Origin of the sequence: Vibrio sp. OPT20, from assembly GCF_963889365.1 — a bacterium.
In the GTDB taxonomy this organism is placed as follows: Bacteria; Pseudomonadota; Gammaproteobacteria; order Enterobacterales; family Vibrionaceae; genus Vibrio; species Vibrio splendidus.
This window is the reverse complement of the sequence record NZ_CAWPOA010000033.1, coordinates 1-18,118: the sequence shown is the minus strand read 5'-3', so window position 1 is coordinate 18,118 and position 18,118 is coordinate 1. Positions and strand designations below refer to the sequence as shown.

Annotated in this window: 15 protein-coding genes and 1 tRNA gene; 8 read left to right on the top strand and 8 right to left on the bottom strand. The window is 44.8% G+C overall.

Annotated elements, in window-relative coordinates:
* Nucleotides 1-25 precede the first annotated feature (25 nt).
* The 3 genes from AACR09_RS06475 to AACR09_RS06465 all read right to left on the bottom strand — a co-directional run bounded on the left by AACR09_RS06475 (nucleotide 26) and on the right by AACR09_RS06465 (nucleotide 3,585).
* On the bottom strand, nucleotides 26-1,369 hold the full coding sequence (locus AACR09_RS06475; protein WP_102457549.1) for an anti-phage deoxyguanosine triphosphatase: 1,344 nt from the start codon (nucleotides 1,367-1,369) through the stop codon (nucleotides 26-28).
* A gap of 54 nt (nucleotides 1,370-1,423) precedes the next feature.
* Complete coding sequence (gene yfbR, locus AACR09_RS06470; RefSeq protein ID WP_193836226.1) at nucleotides 1,424-2,008, bottom strand: 5'-deoxynucleotidase; 585 nt, start codon at nucleotides 2,006-2,008, stop codon at nucleotides 1,424-1,426.
* A 344-nt stretch (nucleotides 2,009-2,352) separates the two neighbouring features.
* Complete coding sequence (locus AACR09_RS06465) at nucleotides 2,353-3,585, bottom strand: pyridoxal phosphate-dependent aminotransferase (protein ID WP_004736094.1); 1,233 nt, start codon at nucleotides 3,583-3,585, stop codon at nucleotides 2,353-2,355.
* A gap of 296 nt (nucleotides 3,586-3,881) precedes the next feature.
* Here AACR09_RS06465 and AACR09_RS06460 point away from each other — a divergent pair, with 296 nt between their 5' ends.
* The 7 genes from AACR09_RS06460 (at nucleotide 3,882) to AACR09_RS06430 (ending at nucleotide 11,591) form a co-directional block, all read left to right on the top strand.
* Nucleotides 3,882-5,189, top strand: a complete 1,308-nt coding sequence (locus AACR09_RS06460; protein WP_193836225.1) for an isochorismate synthase — start codon at nucleotides 3,882-3,884, stop codon at nucleotides 5,187-5,189.
* Nucleotides 5,186-6,910, top strand: a complete 1,725-nt coding sequence (gene menD, locus AACR09_RS06455; protein ID WP_193836266.1) for a 2-succinyl-5-enolpyruvyl-6-hydroxy-3-cyclohexene-1-carboxylic-acid synthase — start codon at nucleotides 5,186-5,188, stop codon at nucleotides 6,908-6,910. The genes AACR09_RS06460 and menD overlap by 4 nt, the downstream gene beginning before the upstream one ends.
* Before the next feature lie 9 nt (nucleotides 6,911-6,919).
* Nucleotides 6,920-7,720, top strand: a complete 801-nt coding sequence (gene menH, locus AACR09_RS06450) for a 2-succinyl-6-hydroxy-2,4-cyclohexadiene-1-carboxylate synthase (protein WP_193836224.1) — start codon at nucleotides 6,920-6,922, stop codon at nucleotides 7,718-7,720.
* Between the two features lie 102 nt (nucleotides 7,721-7,822).
* Nucleotides 7,823-8,689: a 1,4-dihydroxy-2-naphthoyl-CoA synthase gene (gene menB, locus AACR09_RS06445; protein WP_029222208.1), complete on the top strand. Its 867-nt coding sequence runs from the start codon at nucleotides 7,823-7,825 to the stop codon at nucleotides 8,687-8,689.
* A 75-nt stretch (nucleotides 8,690-8,764) separates the two neighbouring features.
* Nucleotides 8,765-9,772, top strand: a complete 1,008-nt coding sequence (gene menC, locus AACR09_RS06440) for an o-succinylbenzoate synthase (RefSeq protein ID WP_193836223.1) — start codon at nucleotides 8,765-8,767, stop codon at nucleotides 9,770-9,772.
* Between the two features lie 52 nt (nucleotides 9,773-9,824).
* Entirely contained in the window at nucleotides 9,825-11,258 is a 1,434-nt protein-coding gene (gene menE, locus AACR09_RS06435; RefSeq protein ID WP_193836222.1) for an o-succinylbenzoate--CoA ligase, read from the top strand.
* Between the two features lie 165 nt (nucleotides 11,259-11,423).
* The gene (locus AACR09_RS06430) at nucleotides 11,424-11,591 is read left to right on the top strand and encodes a hypothetical protein (RefSeq protein WP_004736103.1); all 168 of its coding nucleotides are present in this window, start codon (nucleotides 11,424-11,426) and stop codon (nucleotides 11,589-11,591) included.
* A 151-nt stretch (nucleotides 11,592-11,742) separates the two neighbouring features.
* Here the strand turns inward: AACR09_RS06430 and AACR09_RS06425 are convergent, their stop codons facing one another.
* The 3 genes from AACR09_RS06425 to AACR09_RS06415 form a co-directional block, all read right to left on the bottom strand.
* Entirely contained in the window at nucleotides 11,743-12,663 is a 921-nt protein-coding gene (locus AACR09_RS06425; protein ID WP_104215563.1) for a YeiH family protein, read from the bottom strand.
* A gap of 146 nt (nucleotides 12,664-12,809) precedes the next feature.
* Nucleotides 12,810-14,684, bottom strand: coding sequence for an MFS transporter (locus tag AACR09_RS06420; protein ID WP_017084561.1), 1,875 nt, complete (start codon nucleotides 14,682-14,684; stop codon nucleotides 12,810-12,812).
* Between the two features lie 17 nt (nucleotides 14,685-14,701).
* The gene (locus AACR09_RS06415) at nucleotides 14,702-15,292 is read right to left on the bottom strand and encodes a TetR/AcrR family transcriptional regulator (protein WP_004736110.1); all 591 of its coding nucleotides are present in this window, start codon (nucleotides 15,290-15,292) and stop codon (nucleotides 14,702-14,704) included.
* 196 nt (nucleotides 15,293-15,488) lie between these two features.
* On the opposite strand from AACR09_RS06415, the gene AACR09_RS06410 reads away from it, so the two are divergent.
* Complete coding sequence (locus AACR09_RS06410; RefSeq protein ID WP_017076759.1) at nucleotides 15,489-16,397, top strand: Tim44 domain-containing protein; 909 nt, start codon at nucleotides 15,489-15,491, stop codon at nucleotides 16,395-16,397.
* A gap of 91 nt (nucleotides 16,398-16,488) precedes the next feature.
* Here the strand turns inward: AACR09_RS06410 and AACR09_RS06405 are convergent, their stop codons facing one another.
* Both AACR09_RS06405 and AACR09_RS06400 read right to left on the bottom strand, forming a co-directional pair.
* Nucleotides 16,489-17,730, bottom strand: coding sequence for a hypothetical protein (locus tag AACR09_RS06405; protein ID WP_017095604.1), 1,242 nt, complete (start codon nucleotides 17,728-17,730; stop codon nucleotides 16,489-16,491).
* A 294-nt stretch (nucleotides 17,731-18,024) separates the two neighbouring features.
* Nucleotides 18,025-18,109 (bottom strand) — tRNA-Tyr (locus AACR09_RS06400).
* Between the last annotated feature and the right edge of the window lie 9 nt (nucleotides 18,110-18,118).

Genomic DNA, 18,118 nt, shown 5'->3' with positions numbered 1-18,118 from the left:
CCGATTCACTGGTACGAGTCAGGAATTAAAACTCGGTATGAGCTGAGAACAATTGCTGATGCATTTTCTGCGCAAGGTCATCGGTCATTGATGAGATGTAATCCGCAATCACGCGCATCTTTCTTGATTCATCTTGATGTTGTAGCCATTGCTTCTTGATAGGCAGTGGCAGCAAGCGTTCAGGATCTGCGCTGAATGCTTCAAACATATCCATGATGATCTGTTGGCCTTTGTATTCGATGACTTGAACCTGAGGCACTTGAATCACGAACTCGCTGACAAAGTGCTTCAGTTTATCGAGTGTGCCATCCATGCTCGGTTCAAGCACGGCATTGTAAGCCAACAGCACATTCTCAAAGCTAGCATCCACTCGTTCAATCGAAATACTGGTCAACAGAGCGTTAACTATCCCACCAATCGCATCTTTTCTACGATATTGCTCACCAGAGAAAAGCATCTCTGTAATTGAATCTAGGTGTTCACAAATCCAAGGATCGGCCATCTCTTTCAGTTGAGGATAAGCTGAATCTACCCATTGTGTTTTGGTCACAGAGCCAAGCACAATGGCATCTTCTAAATCGTGGACGCCATAGGCGATGTCATCAGCCAACTCCATGATTGAACAATCAAGTGATTTATATTTGGTCTTATTGTGCTCAAGTGGCTCTGTATGCGTTTTTCTTTTCTGTTTTAGAAGCTGTTGGTCGCTGCTTGAAAGCGGCTCCAGTACCCAGTTAAAAAGTTCTTCATCATGATCGTAGATGCCTTTTGCTGGCATCCAATCTTTGGCTCGGAGTTGTCGTTGGTGCTTAACAGGCTCAGACTGTAATTTAGCTTGAACTTCGCTAAGAAGTGAAGGGTATTTAATCAGCCCCAACAGAGTGCGTCGAGATAGATTCATCCCGTGATGTTCGGTGTAGGGTTCTAACTGAGTCACTATTCGGAACGTTTGGGCATTGCCTTCAAAGCCACCATGGTCGCGCATCATATAGTTCAACGCGACTTCACCACCATGCCCATAAGGCGGGTGGCCAATGTCGTGAGCTAAACACAGTGAATCAATCAAGCTATCTGAGGGGAGAAGATCTCGAAAATCGGGCTGCTTTTTCTTGAGTTGAGCGACAATGCCAGTACCAAGTTGTGCGGCTTCTAGCGAATGGGTAAGGCGAGTTCGGTGGAAATCGTTTACCGTGGTGCCATGAACTTGAGTTTTTGCTTGGAGGCGACGAAAAGCCGCAGAGTGAAGCACACGCGCACGATCGCGTTGATACGGGCTACGATGGTCATCACGCCTTATTTTATGTTCATCGTCATTTCGATGTTGCCATTCTTGTTCGAGTTCAAATGGTGGTTCGAGTGGAGAAGTCAAAATAGCACCTATCAATCTGATTTATTTAGCTAATTACACTCAACTTATACCCAGCTAGCTTATCTCGTCTAGTGATAATTCAAAGCTTGGCGCAAATGTGGTGAGAAAGTAGTCCATTTCTGGGCTTTTACGCTGTTCGAGCGTTTCTTCCAGTCGGCGCTTAGCTTGTTCGTATTCATGATTGCCCGCGCTGAGTTCTTCCAAGCATTTTAGGTAAGCACAGATCGTGTCGGCTTGCTTAACGATACTTTGCTCTTCTTTGCTTGCTGTTCCTGATATCAAAAACGGGGCGAAATCTTCGCGGAATTCTTCTGGCAGCATTGAAAGCAGTCTTTGCTCTGCTGCCGCTTCTATCTTTTTATACTCTTGTGCGATGTCTGGATTGTAGTATTTAACTGGCGTCGGTAAATCACCCGTTAGCACTTCACTGGTATCGTGGTACATACCAAGCAACGCAATGTGCTCGGGGTTGAGCTGGCCATCAAACTTCTTATTTTTAATCAATGCCAAGGCGTGTGCCACGAAAGCAACTTGCAGGCTATGTTCTGAAATGTTTTCACTTGAGACTGAGCGCATCAGGGGCCAGCGTTGAATCAGCTTCATACGGGCAAGATGGGCAAAGAAATGGCTCTGTTTCATACGCGTCCTTATAGTACCAATCGTAGTAAATAACTGGTCATCCTAGCTTGTTAAAAAACTCGATAACTATGTTAGAATTTTTGATTGTAGAATAACTACTTATCGAAGCTGCTTGTCGAAAAGAGCTGCCTTGTTCTCAAGCTTTTTCCCTACGCTATTTCTGAACACTTACTTACTGTGATTGGTATAAACAATGCTCCACTCGTATTGGTGCTTAACACCGTGATACGAGACAGCGGATACAAAAAAGGCTCCCAAACAGGAGCCCTTTAAGCATAGAAGTGATTGATTACAAGTTAAAGTCTTTTAAAACAGCAAATTGTAGTCATCTTTCTTTGTGCTAATTAACCTTCGATGAGGTCGTCTTGGCTGTAGGTCTGTAAGAAGCGCTCTAGACGACCAATCGCGATTTCTAGGTCTTCGATATGTGGCAGAGTCACGATGCGGAAGTGATCCGGTTTTGGCCAGTTGAACCCAGTACCTTGAACCAATAGCACCTTCTCTTGCTTAAGGAAATCGAGCACGAATTTCTGATCGTCTTTGATGTTGTACATGTTGGTGTCGATCTTAGGGAACAGGTACATCGCGCCTTTTGGTTTCACACAAGAAACGCCAGGGATCTTGTTGATCAGTTCCCATGCACGGTCACGTTGCTCAAGCAGTCGACCACCAGGAAGAATCAGCTCGTTGATACTCTGATAACCACCCAGTGCTGTTTGGATGGCGTGCTGCATTGGTACGTTGGCACACAAACGCATCGAGGCCAGCATTTCTAACCCTTCAACGTAGCCTTTCGCTATGTGCTTCGGACCCGTTAAGAACATCCAGCCACCACGGAAACCACACACGCGGTAAGCCTTAGATAGACCATTGAATGTGACCATTAGTACGTCTTCAGCAAGCGTTGCGACTGAAGTATGTACGGCACCGTCGTAAAGCACTTTGTCGTAGATTTCATCAGCGAAGATGATCAAACCGTGCTCACGAGCAATCTCAACAACTTGTAATAGGAAATCACGGCTGTATACCGCGCCCGTTGGGTTGTTCGGGTTGATAAGAACGATGCCGCGAGTCTTTGGTGAGATCTTCGCACGCATGTCGTCTAGATCTGGATACCAATCAGCATCTTCATCACACATGTAGTGAACCGGTGTACCACCAGAAAGCGCAACAGACGCTGTCCATAGTGGGTAGTCCGGAGCGGGAACTAAGATTTCATCACCATTATCCAGTAGCGCCTGCATAGACATAACGATAAGCTCTGATGCGCCGTTACCAATGTAAACGTCTTCTACATCAAGGTTACGTAGGCCTTTTTTCTGGTAGTGCTGAACAACCGCTTTGCGGGCTGAATAGATGCCTTTTGAGTCACAGTAACCTTGAGATGTCGGTAGGTTACGGATTACATCAACAAGGATTTCATCAGGGGCGTCAAAACCAAATGGGGCGGGGTTACCAATATTAAGCTTCAGTATTTTATGCCCTTCTTCTTCCATGCGCTTAGCATGTTTGAGTACAGGTCCCCTGATTTCGTAGCATACGCTGTTGAGTTTTGACGACATCCCGATATTTTGCATTGCCGATTTCCTGAAATTAATTTAAATACTTTATTAAAGTACCGCAAAATGGGGTTTGATAGAATAAAAATCTGATGAATGTCGCATTTCAGTGTCACGTTTGGTCTTTTTGTTGTCACTCTTTTCTAAATTTTAATTAATCGCTTTCTTTGTTGTTGGCTAAGATGAATAAAGAGGCTGGATCGCTTAAAATCACAGGAATGTTCAAAAGATATAGTAGATTCTTGATCTAAGTGGGTGCTGCCCATAAAGTATCAAACTAATATAATAATAATTTAGATGTGAACGAGGTCGATTTGTCACATTTCCAGCAAACTATCTCCGCTTTGATTGAGCGAGTACAAAATGCCCAAGCAAGTGAAGTTCGTTGTGTTGAAGTTCTAACGCAAAAACCATCGTTTGCATTTATAGAATGGCTTCATGCTCAACCGCTCTTTCCAAAGTTCTACTGGCAGTCACGTGACACTCGTGAAGAGGTCGTCGCGCTCGGTCAATTGCACACTTTTTCTGATCCTGCTCCCGCGTACGCAATTCTTGGTGAAGACCAACGAATCTGGGGTGGACGTTCATTTGATGGACATACCGCAAAGAACCGTCGTTGCATGGAATCGTTTTTCTTCCTTCCTCAGGTTGAATTAATCCGCTTTGACGACACTTGGTCGCTAGCGGTTAACTTGTCTCCTGATCGCGTTGCCTCCATTAATGCTTTGAATAAGCTTTCTGTAGAAGCGGCGATATTGGCACCTTTGTCGGCTCACATTGAACAGATTAACCACGTTCCAGAACGAGAAAAGTGGGGTGATTTGGTCGATAAAGTGCTTCAGGGCATTAGTGACGAAGAGTACAAGAAAGTGGTTTTAGCGCGTAAAACCACACTGCAGCTTGATGCGCCAATCTGCGCGGCTCAATTACTCAAGGCCAGCTACCTGCAAAACCATCACAGCTTTCACTTTATGTTGGTATTGGATTCTAAACATAGCTTTATTGGCTCAACGCCAGAGCGTTTGTATAGCCGGTATGGGACTGAGCTTGATACTGAAGCTCTAGCGGGAACCATTGGTCGTGGAGAAAACGCGACAGAAGATATGGAGTTAGCGAACTGGCTTTCTCAAGACAGTAAAAACCTCAATGAGAACCAGTATGTGGTCGACGACATCATTGAGCGCCTCACTCCTCATTCTCAAACTGTCCATGTTGAAAAGGATACGCGTCTTGTGCGCTTGCGTAAGGTGCAGCATCTTAAGCGTAATATCCACGCTCAGCTTAATAATGGCGTTAACGGTGTGCAGTTGCTTGCTGCATTGCAGCCGACTGCTGCGGTGGCGGGTTTACCGCGTAAAGAGGCGATGGATTTCATTCTTGAACACGAACCGTTTGCGCGAGGCTGGTATGCAGGTTCTGTTGGCTATATCAGTCATCAGAGAGCGGAGTTTTGTGTCGCGATTCGAAGTGCGCTAGTTGTAAACGATCAAGTACAGTTGTTTGCTGGTGCGGGGATCGTGCCGGGATCGGTTGCTGAGCATGAATGGCAAGAATTGAACAAGAAAATGTCGACCTTACTCAGCTTGATTTCGGATCACCCGCCGTTGGGTGTGGCGTCATGAATCACGACCAAGCCGTATTAAATAGAGTTTGGAGTCACACATTACTTGAAGAGCTAGCACGCAACGGTGTTGAACATGTTTGTATCGCACCGGGCTCACGCTCAACACCGTTAACTCTCGAAGCTGAAGCTAATCCCAAGTTAACCTTACACACGCACTTTGATGAGCGTGGTCTTGGATTCTTAGCTTTAGGTTTAGCTAAAGCCAGTGATAAGCCAGTTGCCGTGATTGTTACCTCTGGTACTGCTGTCGCTAACCTTCTACCTGCGACGGCTGAATCTGGGCTGACACGAGAGAAGCTGATCTTGCTGACCTCTGATAGACCCATCGACTTGGTCGACTGTGGTGCCAATCAAGCGATTCAGCAACAGGGTATCTTTTCTTCCCATGTTGAAAGTGCTTTAAACTTACCAAGCCCTAGTACACAAGTTTCTCTGAATTGGTTACTGACATCGGTTGATCACGCCTTGGTGAAACAACGCAATGTTGGTGGTGCGATTCATATCAACTGTCCGTTCCCAGAACCTCTATATTCTGAGAATAGCGCGGAAATGTATGCGGAATACACATCCAGTGTCGCTGGGTGGAAATCGGGAACAGGTTGTTACAGCCAAACGTTTTTACCTAATCAAGTGAACACACAACCTATTGCTCCAGGTGAGTATCTTGGACGTAAGGGTGTGGTTATTCTCGGTTCGCTAGATATTGAACAAGCGACAAAAGCTCAGCAGTTTGCCACTGCATTAGGTTGGCCAGTTTTTTGTGACCCTCAATCAGGTGTCACAAGTGATTGGAAACATTATGATCTGTGGATGCAGAGTGATGTAGCGAAAGAACAACTTAACCAATGTGATTTTATCCTTCAGTTCGGTGAACGCATTGTTTCTAAGCGCCTTAATCATTGGATAAAGTCGCAAGCATCATCATTCTGCTCATCACAATATATTGTTGTGTCACCAGATACGCACCGAATCAACCAAGCTCATTTGCCTCAAACCCATATCGTTGCTGCTATCGAGTCATGGGTGTCAGAGCAGCATTTACCCACCTTGTTAGGTCAACATGCTGGCTGGGCTGCACCTTTGGTCGAAATCGCGAATACGGTTCAACAATTGGCATTGGCGCAAATATCCAATAATGACCAACTGACCGAGTTGAGCGTTGCAGTTGACTTGTCGACTAGACTTAAAGACAGAGAGTTGTTTGTGGGAAACAGCTTGATGGTAAGGCTGGTGGATATGCTGTCATCAATATCTGCAAATCAAGTTTATAGTAATCGTGGCGCATCGGGTATTGATGGCTTGGTAGCAACGGCTGCGGGTGTGGTGAAAGCCAACCAAAACCCCTTGATAATGTTGATTGGCGATACCTCTTTGCTTTACGACCTCAACTCATTGGCTCTGCTGACTCACAATGTAACGCCGATGGTGATTGTTGTGACCAACAATGATGGCGGTGCGATCTTTGACTTGTTGCCGGTACCAGAGCAGCAAAAACAGTCACTTTATCAAATGCCTCATGGTTTTAGTTTTGAACATGCCGCTGCGCAATTCCAGCTTGGTTATGCGGCACCAGAAACTTTGAATTGCTATCAAACGATTATCGAACAACATTTCGAACAAGGTCAGGGTACCTTGCTCGTTGAAGTTAAGACGCCTCCCGAACAAGCGTCTACTTTGCTGAAACAATTCAGTTCAATGCTCACCGAGGCATTAGCCTAAGGACTTTACATGCTTTACTCCAATTATTACCCAGCTGTACAAGAATCTTCTGACAAACCTTTGCTTGTTTTTCTACATGGTTTACTCGGAAGCGGGGATGATTGGAGCGCATGTCATCCATATCTAGAGGATTTTCCTCGTCTTTGCATAGATTTGCCCGGGCACGGACAAAGTCGCTTTATCGATCCGGTAGGGTTTGATCATTGCTGCAAGAAAATTGTCCAGTGCATCACAGCTCAATTGGCGATAAACGATCTTCCTGCTGATTATCCTATAGTGGTGATTGGCTACTCTATGGGGGGAAGGCTCGCCATGTATGGAGTGACAAGCCCTTGCTTTGAGATGCTCAACCTAGAGAAAGTCATTATTGAAGGTGGCAACTTTGGCTTGGAATGTGATGAAGAAAGAGCACAGAGGTTAGTACATGATACGCAGTGGGCTGTTCGCTTTGCGCAGCAGTCGATTGAAGATGTTTTAGACGATTGGTATCAACAAAGCGTCTTTTCTTCACTAAATCATGAGCAAAGACAAACTTTGGTCATAAAGCGTAGTGGTAACCTTGGAGTATCTGTAGCAAATATGTTGTTATCTACTTCGTTAGCTAAGCAACCGGATTTACGTGCCACATTGAAATCTCATGAGCATTTATTGCATTATGTGTGTGGAGAAAAAGATCGTAAATTCATGGAGCTAGCTGAGAATAGTGGCTTTGAATATAGTCAGGTCGACTACGCTGGTCATAATGTTCATTTTGAGCAACCAGAGTTGTTTTCAAACTTGATAATCCAATGTATCGCCAGTCGTCGCTAATCTGACTGAGCGGATCTCTAGTCTCAAGCACTATCAAAAGCAGAGCAACACCGTCACGACTACCTGTTAGTCGTGGTCTCTAATAGAACAATGGGAATCACCATGGCTAAAACAGTAGGCATCACAGAAGAAGAACTTTACGCGGCAGTTAACTGGAGCGATGAAAGCAGTCAATTTGAAGATATTCAGTACCACAAGTCTGACGACGGTATTGCGAAAATCACGATTGCGCGCCCTCAAGTCCACAATGCGTTCCGTCCACAAACCGTAAAAGAGATGATCAATGCACTGGCTGATGCTCGTTATGACGAGAAGGTTGGCGTAATCATTTTGACGGGTCTTGGTGAGAAGGCGTTCTGTTCTGGTGGTGACCAAAGTATTCGTGGTGACTACGGCGGATACCAAGATGATTCAGGTACACACCACTTGAACGTACTTGATTTCCAACGTCAAATTCGTACTTGTCCAAAACCAGTAATCGCAGCGGTATCGGGTTGGGCAGTCGGTGGTGGTCATGTTCTTCACATGATGGCGGACCTTACTATCGCAGCTGAAAACGCTCAGTTCGGTCAGACGGGTCCTAAAGTCGGTTCATTCGATGGCGGTTGGGGTGCTTCTTACATGGCTCGTATCGTTGGTCAGAAGAAAGCACGTGAAATCTGGTTCTTGTGTCGTTTCTACGATGCTCAAGAAGCATTGGACATGGGCCTGGTAAACACCGTAGTGCCTGTTGCCGACCTAGAAAAAGAAACCGTTCGTTGGTGTCGTGAAGTTCTTCAACACAGCCCAATGGCGCTGCGTTGCTTGAAAGCCGCACTGAACGCAGACTGTGATGGCCAAGCCGGCCTACAAGAGTTGGCGGGTAACGCCACCATGATGTTCTACATGACAGAAGAAGGCCAAGAAGGCCGAAACGCATTTAACGAGAAGCGTCGACCTGATTTCGACAAATTTCCGCGTAACCCATAGTCTTTCTCTTCTTTAAAATGAGTCGCTAATAGCGGCTCGTTTTGTTTTGATGTTCCCCGTTTTTTAGGAAACTTTATGAACTCAGTGAATTCTCAACGTCACGCTAAACTCTACCGTTATCAATTACCTATGGATAGTGGTGTGATTCTTCGTGACAATAAGTTGAACGAACGCGTTGGCTATATCATCCAACTTGAGTGTGATGGTAAAACTGGTTTTGGCGAAGTTGCGCCTTTGCCGGGTTTTAGCCAAGAAGGTGCCGAACAAGCTGGCATTCAGCTGCAACACGAATTAGAGCTTTGGAGCCACAATAACCCTCAAACGCCTTTTGATGAGTTATATCCTTCTGTTGCCTTCGGTTTTTCGATGGCGATGATGGAATTACGAGGCGAACTCAATGCTGAAGGTAATTACCAAGCCGCGCCTTTGTGTACAGGAGATCCAGATGAATTGATCCCTGTGTTAAATGAGATGAAAGGCGAGAAGGTCGCCAAAGTAAAAGTCGGTCTCTACGAAGCGATTCGCGATGGCATGTTGGTTAGCTTATTTCTTGAGTCGATCCCTGATTTGACCCTAAGACTTGATGCTAACCGTGCGTGGAAGCCAGAGAAAGCGAAGCAGTTCATTAAGTACATTTCGCCGTCACTGCGTCAGCGTATTAGCTTTATTGAAGAGCCTTGCCAAAAACCAGAAGACAGCTTGGCATTTGCCATTGACCACGGCGTAGCGATTGCGTGGGACGAAACATTGCAAGAAGCGGTGCGTAGTCCAGAGTTTGATCTTAGCGACCTCACAGGTGTTAAAGCTGTTGTGATCAAGCCAACTCTTATTGGTTCTGTAGCGCGTTGTGTGGCAATCATTGAGCGTGCACAACAACTCGGTATCAAACCAGTACTAAGCTCAAGCATAGAGTCTAGCCTTGGCTTAACTCAGATTGCTCGATTAGCACAACAATACTTACCTAATGAAGTGCCGGGGCTTGATACGATTGGTTTGTATCAACAACAGCTCGAAGTCTCTTGGCCAGGTTGTCAGCTTCCGGTTTCTACTCTTGAACAGCAACAATTGATTTGGTCTTCTTAAGCTGATCGTTCGATTGGCTTAGATCGTTTTCAATCTATAACTTGGTTATCTTATGATGCGCCCACAATCTAATCATCACCCGCTTTGGGTACAGTGGGCGCAGCAAAACCCACATCAAACAGCGTTAGTGACTACTCACCACACTTATACTTGGCAGCAAGTGTCTGTGCTAGTGAGTGAGTACCAACAACAGCTATCTCATCAAGGCCTATCTGAAGGTGATGTACTGACGATTGTTGGTAAGAATCAAGCTGAAGCGACCCCTGTTTACCTTGCCGCGCTGAATTTGGGTGTTATTTGCGCTTTCACCATGCCTCAACCTCGCTTACGCCTGAAGCAAAAGCTCGATTCCTTATATCAAGCAGGTCAACAAAGCTACCTTTGGCTTTTGGACCGTAGCGGGATAGAGCAATCAGAGACTGTCGATTTAAATACTCAGTTGGTGACCTTGCCTTGCTTAAATGAAGTGAAGGTCGATGGTGATGATAATCGGATAACGACATCTCAAGACTCCAACTTCAATCCGCAAAATCTAGCGAGCATCGTATTCACTTCTGGCTCTACCGGGAACCCGAAAGCGGTGGCTCACACGTTGCAGCAACACTTATGTTCAGCTCTGGGTTTACTAGACGTTTTCAACTTTGAACAAGCCGACACTTGGTTACTTAGCTTACCTATGTACCATGTGTCGGGGCTGGCGATAGTTCATCGTTGGTTGGCGGCAGGTGGTTGCATTAAAATAGGCACTGGTCAGCTTGAAGCCGATATAGAAGGTTGTAGCCATGCCTCATTAGTGGCTACGCAGCTACATCGATTACTAAAGAGTAAGCGAGCACTTACTTTAACTCACGTACTTTTAGGCGGTAGTCATATATCTGAGGCTCTTGGGCTTGAAGCTCAACAAATGGGTATCGAAACATGGCTTGGCTACGGCATGACAGAAGCGGCTTCAACAGTGACTGCGAAGCCCGTTGATTCTAGTAATACTGCAGGTTTTGTCCTTAACCATCGCCAGCTGAAAATTGAAGAACAACGTATCTTTATTGGCGGCGATACGCTCGCTTCCGGTTATTACCACCAAGGTAAATTAACGCCATTAGTTGATAAGAACGGCTGGTTCGATAGCAAAGATCTTGGTGAGTGGGTTGGTGAACAAGTGTCGATTATTGGTCGCGCCGACAATCAGTTTATTTCTGGTGGTGAGAACATTCATTGCGAAGAGATTGAGCGAGCACTCAACCAATTGTCTGAGGTTAATCAGGCGCTTATTGTTCCTATTGAAGACGATGAGTTCGGGTTTCGGCCTGTCGCTATTGTGGATTGTGCTGATTTGCCAACCAAAGAGTGGTTTGCTGAGCAATTGAATGGCCGTCTTGAGCGGTTCAAATTTCCTGTTGAGTATTATCGAATGCCTAAGCAAGAACAGCAGGGTATTAAGGTCTCACGCGCTGGATTGGCCTCTTGGTTGTCTCAGCATAGGAGTTAAAGGTAAGCGCTTACCTCGACGTTATTTGCGAAGTTGTTAGGTGACTAAGCTGTCAGGCGGTTAGTTAATTTAGCAATTAGATAGTTCAAAACAGAATTTATTATCTTTATAACCATCCAGCATAATAAGCCTTATAAATAACGGATTATAGAATAAGGTCTTATTATGAAAATTGCCCTCATCATTGCGGTTTTACTGCAGATAGGCCAAGCGGTCACTTCGTCAGGGTTGACTCGCTCGTTGGCTGAACTCACCGCATTTGTGTTGGTTGTGGTACTTGTTTTAATGAAAAGAGAGAGCAAGAAGAGTGATAAGCCCCTGTTTGATTTGTGATTGTTGTAACAAAGAATATCTTTACTACAAACGATATTTTCACTAAAAACGATAGGGGCAAAGCCCATTAGAGCTTTGCCTTTTTGTTTTGTGGCTCGCTAATCTGAGTGTCTAGGTAACCGAACAACCAGTTAAAGCGTTTCTTTGCGAACTAAGCAAGAGTTAACCACGCCAAAGAGCCCGTCGAGATCATCGTCCACATCGTAATACCAAACATCAATGGCTTCGGCCCTGCTGCTTTTAACTTCTCTACAGAAATACCACAGCCAATTAAGAACAGACACACAACCAACGCGCGTTTGGACACATCAAAGATCCCTTGGTAGACCATCTCAAATTGTGGCAGCAAGTCACTGATAGCAATGGCGGCGCAGTAGAAGAAAATGAAGTAAGGAATCGTAATCTTCTTTTGATCGTTCTTGAAGATCATCGTGCTGACTAAAGCGATTGGGATGATCCAAAGTGCACGAGCGAGCTTCAATGTTGTCGCTGTCGTCAGTGCTTCTTCACCATAAGCCGAAGCTGCACCTACCACAGAAGATGTATCGTGAATCGCAATGGCGGCCCAAGTACCAAATGTTTGTTGGCTTAACTCAAGCGCGTGGCCAATCATCGGGAATAAGAATAGAGCTACTGAGTTCAATACAAATACCGTAGCTAACGCCAAGCCAATCTGTTCATCGTCCGCTTTAATCGCAGGTGCCACAGCTGCTATCGCGCTACCACCACAAATAGCGGTACCTGAAGAGATTAGGTAACCCGTGGTGCGATCCAATCCCATTCGTTTGGCTAAGAACCAACCAATGACTAACGTACCAATGATGGTCGTGACAATTAAACCAATACCGTCGCCTGTTACCGCCAATGCTTTTTCAAACTGAATGCCAAAGCCTAAGCCGACAATCGAGTAGGCCAGTAACTTCTTTGTGAGTTTGCCTACTTCTAGATGCTCAGGGACTAAACCTAAACTAGCAAGCAGGAAGCCAATAACGAGGGCCGTCGGTGAGCTTACCCAAGGTGTTAAGCAAAACAGTGCAGCAAGATAAAATGGAGCAGACTTTTTTAGATTCATTGTATTTAGAGTCTTGTTGTATTGTCGCGTTATTGTAATGAGACCACTATACGTTCAATAAAATGATAAGTAAGTCTAAATGAATTGAACAAACGTTAAGAAAAATTTAACGCTTGTTCAGCTGATATGAATAAAGGGCTGGTTATCTAGCGTAGTGTTCCGCGAAGGTCTGAGACTGACTGCCGAAGAGTTTTGCATGAGGCATCTTTAGCGAGAATTGGCTTGCCCGCTTCTATTTCTAACTTGGTCCAGAAGCGGGTTGGTAGTCCTTTGCAGGCACTGCCTTTGTAACGACTGAAGTAGCTGCCCCATAGCCCTTTGAGAGCCATTGGAATGACAGACACCGGAGAACGTTTGATAATCAGCTCCATACCACGCATGAACTCTGCGACTTCGCCATCAGAGGTTAGCTTTCCTTCTGGAAAAATACACACGATGTGGCCTTCATGCAGGGCGCGTTCTACTTCTTTAAAAGCATTTCGAATCGAGCTACGGTTGGTTGCGGAGATTGGAATAACCCCAGCTCTTTTCAAGAAACGTCGAATAGGCGGCAACTTGGTGTAATCTTCTTCCATCACAAAGCGGATCAAGCGAGGGCAAACGGCGCTCAGTAATAATGCATCCATATAACTCACATGGTTACAGATAATCAATGCGCCACCTTTTTCTGGCAGGTGATGTAAATTTTTATGTTTAACTCGGTACATGGTGTGAGTGACCACCCACGTAAAGAAACGGAAAGCGTAAATAGGCACCTGATAAAACAGATACAGCATAACCAAAGTGTTTCCTATCGCGAGCAGTACAAACAGTTGTGGAATTGAAAGCTCCAGAATACTAAGGCAAACAATACCTAAAACAGCGCTCCCGACCATGAATAGCGAGTTGTAGATATTGAGCCCGGCGATTACTTGAGCTCGCTCATTTGGCTTTGCCCGTAGCTGCATTAGAGAGTAAAGCGGAACAATAAAAATACCACCAGAGATCCCCAGTAGTAGAAGATAAGCAAACAGCGGCCATAGTTCTGAATACGTCACAAACTGATGGAAAGAGTTAAAGTCAGGCAAAGACTCTGGGATGGATATCGCCATCAACAGGCCGAAGATCGAAATACCCAGGCTGCCCATTGGCACGATGCCGATTTCAATGCGGTGATTAGATAACTTATCACAAGCCAACGAGCCAATCGCAATGCCGACCGAGAACAGTGCCAACAAAAACGCGACAGCGCTTTCAGTACCGTTTAGGTAAACCTTGGTGAAGTTGGGAAACTGAGTGAGGTAAGCTGCACCGAGGAACCAGAACCAGCTGATCGACATCAGTGCTTGAAAGGTTGGGCGGTCTTTTTTGGCAATAGCGAGTGTTGCGCGGGTTAGCTTTACTGGCTGCCACTTTACTTTCAGATCTGGTGCGTTACTTGGCGCTTCTGGGATAAAGCAACTTGATACATAGCCAAGCACGGCGAACGAAACAATACATATCGCAGCAATGAGCTTCGCGCTTTCTTCAGATGCAATAATACCAGCACCTAGAGTACCGATTAGGATGGCTAAGAATGTGCCTGTTTCAACCAAAGCATTTCCGGACACAAGCTCTTTGGTTTCTAACTGTTGCGGAAGTAGGGCGTACTTAACGGGGCCAAAGAAGGCACTTTGTGTCCCCATCAAAAACAAAAGCAGTAGTAATATTTCGTAGCTTTCGTAGATAAATCCGACCGCACCCAGTGACATTATCACCACTTCAAGAAGCTTAACTTTACGGATAAACCACGATTTTTCATATTTGTCAGCCAGCACACCAGCCAAAGCAGAAAATAGGAAGAAGGGCAGAATAAAAAGGCCAGCGGCCAAATTAATAAATAAATTGCTGGAAATAGGTAGCGTGTCTACGCTTGCGAAAGCAACAAACAGTAACAGAACATTTTTGAATATGTTGTCATTAAAGGCTCCCAGAAATTGGGTAATAAAGTAGGGTAGGAACCTTTTTTGCGTTAACAGCGAAGATTGGCTGCTGTTGTTCATTGTCTTTCCTTGGATGATTACCAGTTGGTTAAGTAGTTTGAGACTAGGTTATTGATCAACTCTTTACCATCGATAGGCTCAGAGGCGAAAAATTTATCATCAACGCTAAGTAGAGTAATTCCATGTACTCCAGACCATAATACACGGCTGGCTTTAACGACTTCGCTTTCAGTATGTTCAGGAGCAATCGCGATTAATAGTTGCTCTAGCATACCTGTCATTCTATCGATACGGTTTGATTGCCATTCAGGAAGGTTTTCACCGTTCATGTTGTGCTCAAAGATAAGCTGCCAACGGTGAGGGTGTTTTTGTGCAAAATCGTGGTAGCAGTAGGCAAGGTTGAATAGAGCTTGCTGAGGATTGCTCGATTGTTCAACTGCTACAGCAGATTCTGACGCCAGTTCATCTAATGTTTGAGCAACAACATGCAGTAGCAATAGGTTGTAGTTGCCGAATACATTCACCAAGGTACTTGGAACATAACCAATCATATTGGCGATTTTACGCAGACTTAGCTCGTGATAAGAGTGCTCTTCTAAGAAGTCGGTCACCGTTTTTAAGGTTAATTGCACTAATTGTTCGCGAGTATGATCGTTTCGTCTTGCCATGGGTACTTTCTATTAAATGAACATCGTTCAATATTTTAATGCTGCCCCAGAGTGCCGTCAATCCCTTCGCTAGTTTAGTAATCAATTAATAGCCGCAATATTATGATACATGTGTAAACGCCGTGAATATTTCATTGTTCTTTGTTAACGAGTATGATTAAGGTGTCGAAAGATAAAAAACCTATAAAGGATAATAATGAAACGATTTTTCTCACTAGTCGCGATCCTGTTGGTAACAGTCGCGGTGACGCCAATCGCGGAAGCGAAAAAGTTTGGTGGTGGTAAGTCATTTGGCAAAAGCTTTAAAACGGCTCCAGCACCAAAACAACAAAACACGAATTCGATCCGTCAAGATCAAACGGGTAAGAACACAGCAGCTAACTCTAGCAAGAAAGGCCTTATGGGCGGTCTGCTAGGTGGTTTACTTGCTGGTGGTCTTTTAGCTGCATTCTTTGGTGGCGCATTTGAAGGTATCCAGTTCATGGATATTCTGATTATGGGTCTGATTGCTTTCCTAGCGTTTAAATTTCTACGCGGAATGTTGGGTGCGAAGCAGGGCTCAATGAATCAGCAGAATGCACGTGGTCAACAGCCAGCATTCGGCGGCATGGGTCAGAACAAGTTTGAACAACCTAAGCAACAGCCAAATGTTCATAACTTCGAGCAAGCACAACCTCAATCACAAGGCGCTGCTGGTGGTTTCGGTTTTGGTGCACAAAGCGATGTTCCACATAACTACCCACCGGGCTTTGATCAAGCGGCATTCATCAACGGTTCTCGTGAGCACTACCGTACACTGCAAGGTGCATGGAATCACAACGAGCTAAACACGATTGAAGAATATGTATCTCCAAGCCTATTTGAAGACCTAAAAGCTGAGCGTAATAAGCTAGACGGTGATCAGCACACAGACGTAATGTACGTTGATGCTGAAATCGTTCGTGCAGACCACGATGGTAGCAAAGCACAGCTAAGCCTTCAGTTCAGCGGTCGTTACCGTGACACTGCGGATGGCGTTGAAGAAGATATCACAGATATCTGGCACCTAGAGCGTGACCTAACAACTGACAATGCACCTTGGTTAATTGTTGGTATTCAAGGCTAATTAGTCCAGTTTCGTGATTAAACGAAGAGCCCTCGCCAAATAGGTGAGGGCTCTTTTTTATATTCAGAAAGCAATTAGTACTGAGAGTGAGCTATGGCGCGTAGTTCAGTGTATGAGTGTGCATGCTTCCCCAATCATAGATCTCAAACTTTAGCTGGTTATCGCCAGTCTTTTTGAGGCTGATGCTCTCTTCGACACCGCTTGTTCCATCATAGTAATTACTCCAAGGACTATCAGGGCGCTGTTCACGTAAACTTTCAGACTGAACGCTAAGTTTGAGCGAAAGGGTGTTTGAAGGTTGACCGTTATTGATAAACGTATAGTCACCTGATTTTACGGATTCAGTTTTGAATACGTTCGTTCCGTTAATACTGCAGTCCCCATCTTGATAAGTCACCTTTGTTAGTGTGTAACTGTCTTGCGATAGCGCGAGTTGGTATCGTGCATTATCTGATGGTACGGGTGAGCATTGGTTGGTGGTTTCTGTCCAAGTTCCATAAAATGCCTCAATACCAAAGGCTTTATGTAGATTTTTCCAAGGGCTCTTTTCATCAATTTCAATGGCAACTGGCAGTGATGCGATTTCATCATCTTGGTCTCGATAGCGATTGAAGCTGTCGAGTGAGAGTTCAGCTGGGTAGGTAATTGAAGAGCTAGTGTCTTTGATTTTGACAATACCAATCCCCGGTGAAAACCAAAGTTCTTGCATTAGTGATACTTGATCTAGGTTGATCGTCCCATAGGCAGGCGTATCGACCGTCACATCAAACGCTAGGGTGAACTCGATGTGCACGGCCTCATAGTAACCGTGTTGAGTTACTATGGTTTCAATACCATGATTTTTCCATATCGGTAGGACATTTGTATATGCGGGGCCTATATCTGGTGTAATGGTGGTTACGGCAGAGGTATAGCTTGTGTCCAAGCGTCCTCCTAATTCAGCGTAAGCCGGTAGAAGGGTAAATGGAGTGTTTGAAATATCAAAGTGCGCTTTGTAGTGAACACCATTAACCCAAACTTGATTGAAGGTGAGACCTTTTAGATTCAGCTGATCATCTTTGTATTCGAAAGATTGGGTAAATCCACTGTGGACCCAATTCAGTGAAAATGTCTCAATACCATTAGCATCAATGGTTACTGGAGAACTGGTGACTTGATAGCTTTGCCCTGTATTGTCATCACTATATTGCCAAACAGCGTTATGCTGTGCTGGCATATATTGATTGGTAGAAATATATGATGATGCGGGAGCCGAAGGAGAACTGGACCCTCCGCCGCCACACGCTGTTAATCCAATAAGACACAGATTCATCATCCAATAGTTGTTATTCATGGTTTATTTCCCTTGCTTAGCCTAAACGACATTGTGCGTTTTAATGAGTATTTGCAGGAAAACCTTATGCTTATTGTTTTATAAAATATTGATATATCTCAATAGATTAATAAGGGATGTGATTATTTGATTATGGAATCTAAGAAGTATTGAATACATCAAGTTCTGTAGGTCTACATAGTTTGAATAGAGTCTACGATTGTATTGGGCTAAGAAGGGCTTTGCAGGAAGGCTCGGAAACGAAAAAAGCCAACTCAATGAGTTGGCTTTTCGATTTTCCAATTAAGGATAATATGGTGGAGGGAGACGGATTCGAACCATCGAAGGCAGTGCCGGCAGATTTACAGTCTGCTCCCTTTGGCCACTCGGGAACCCCTCCAGGGTGTGT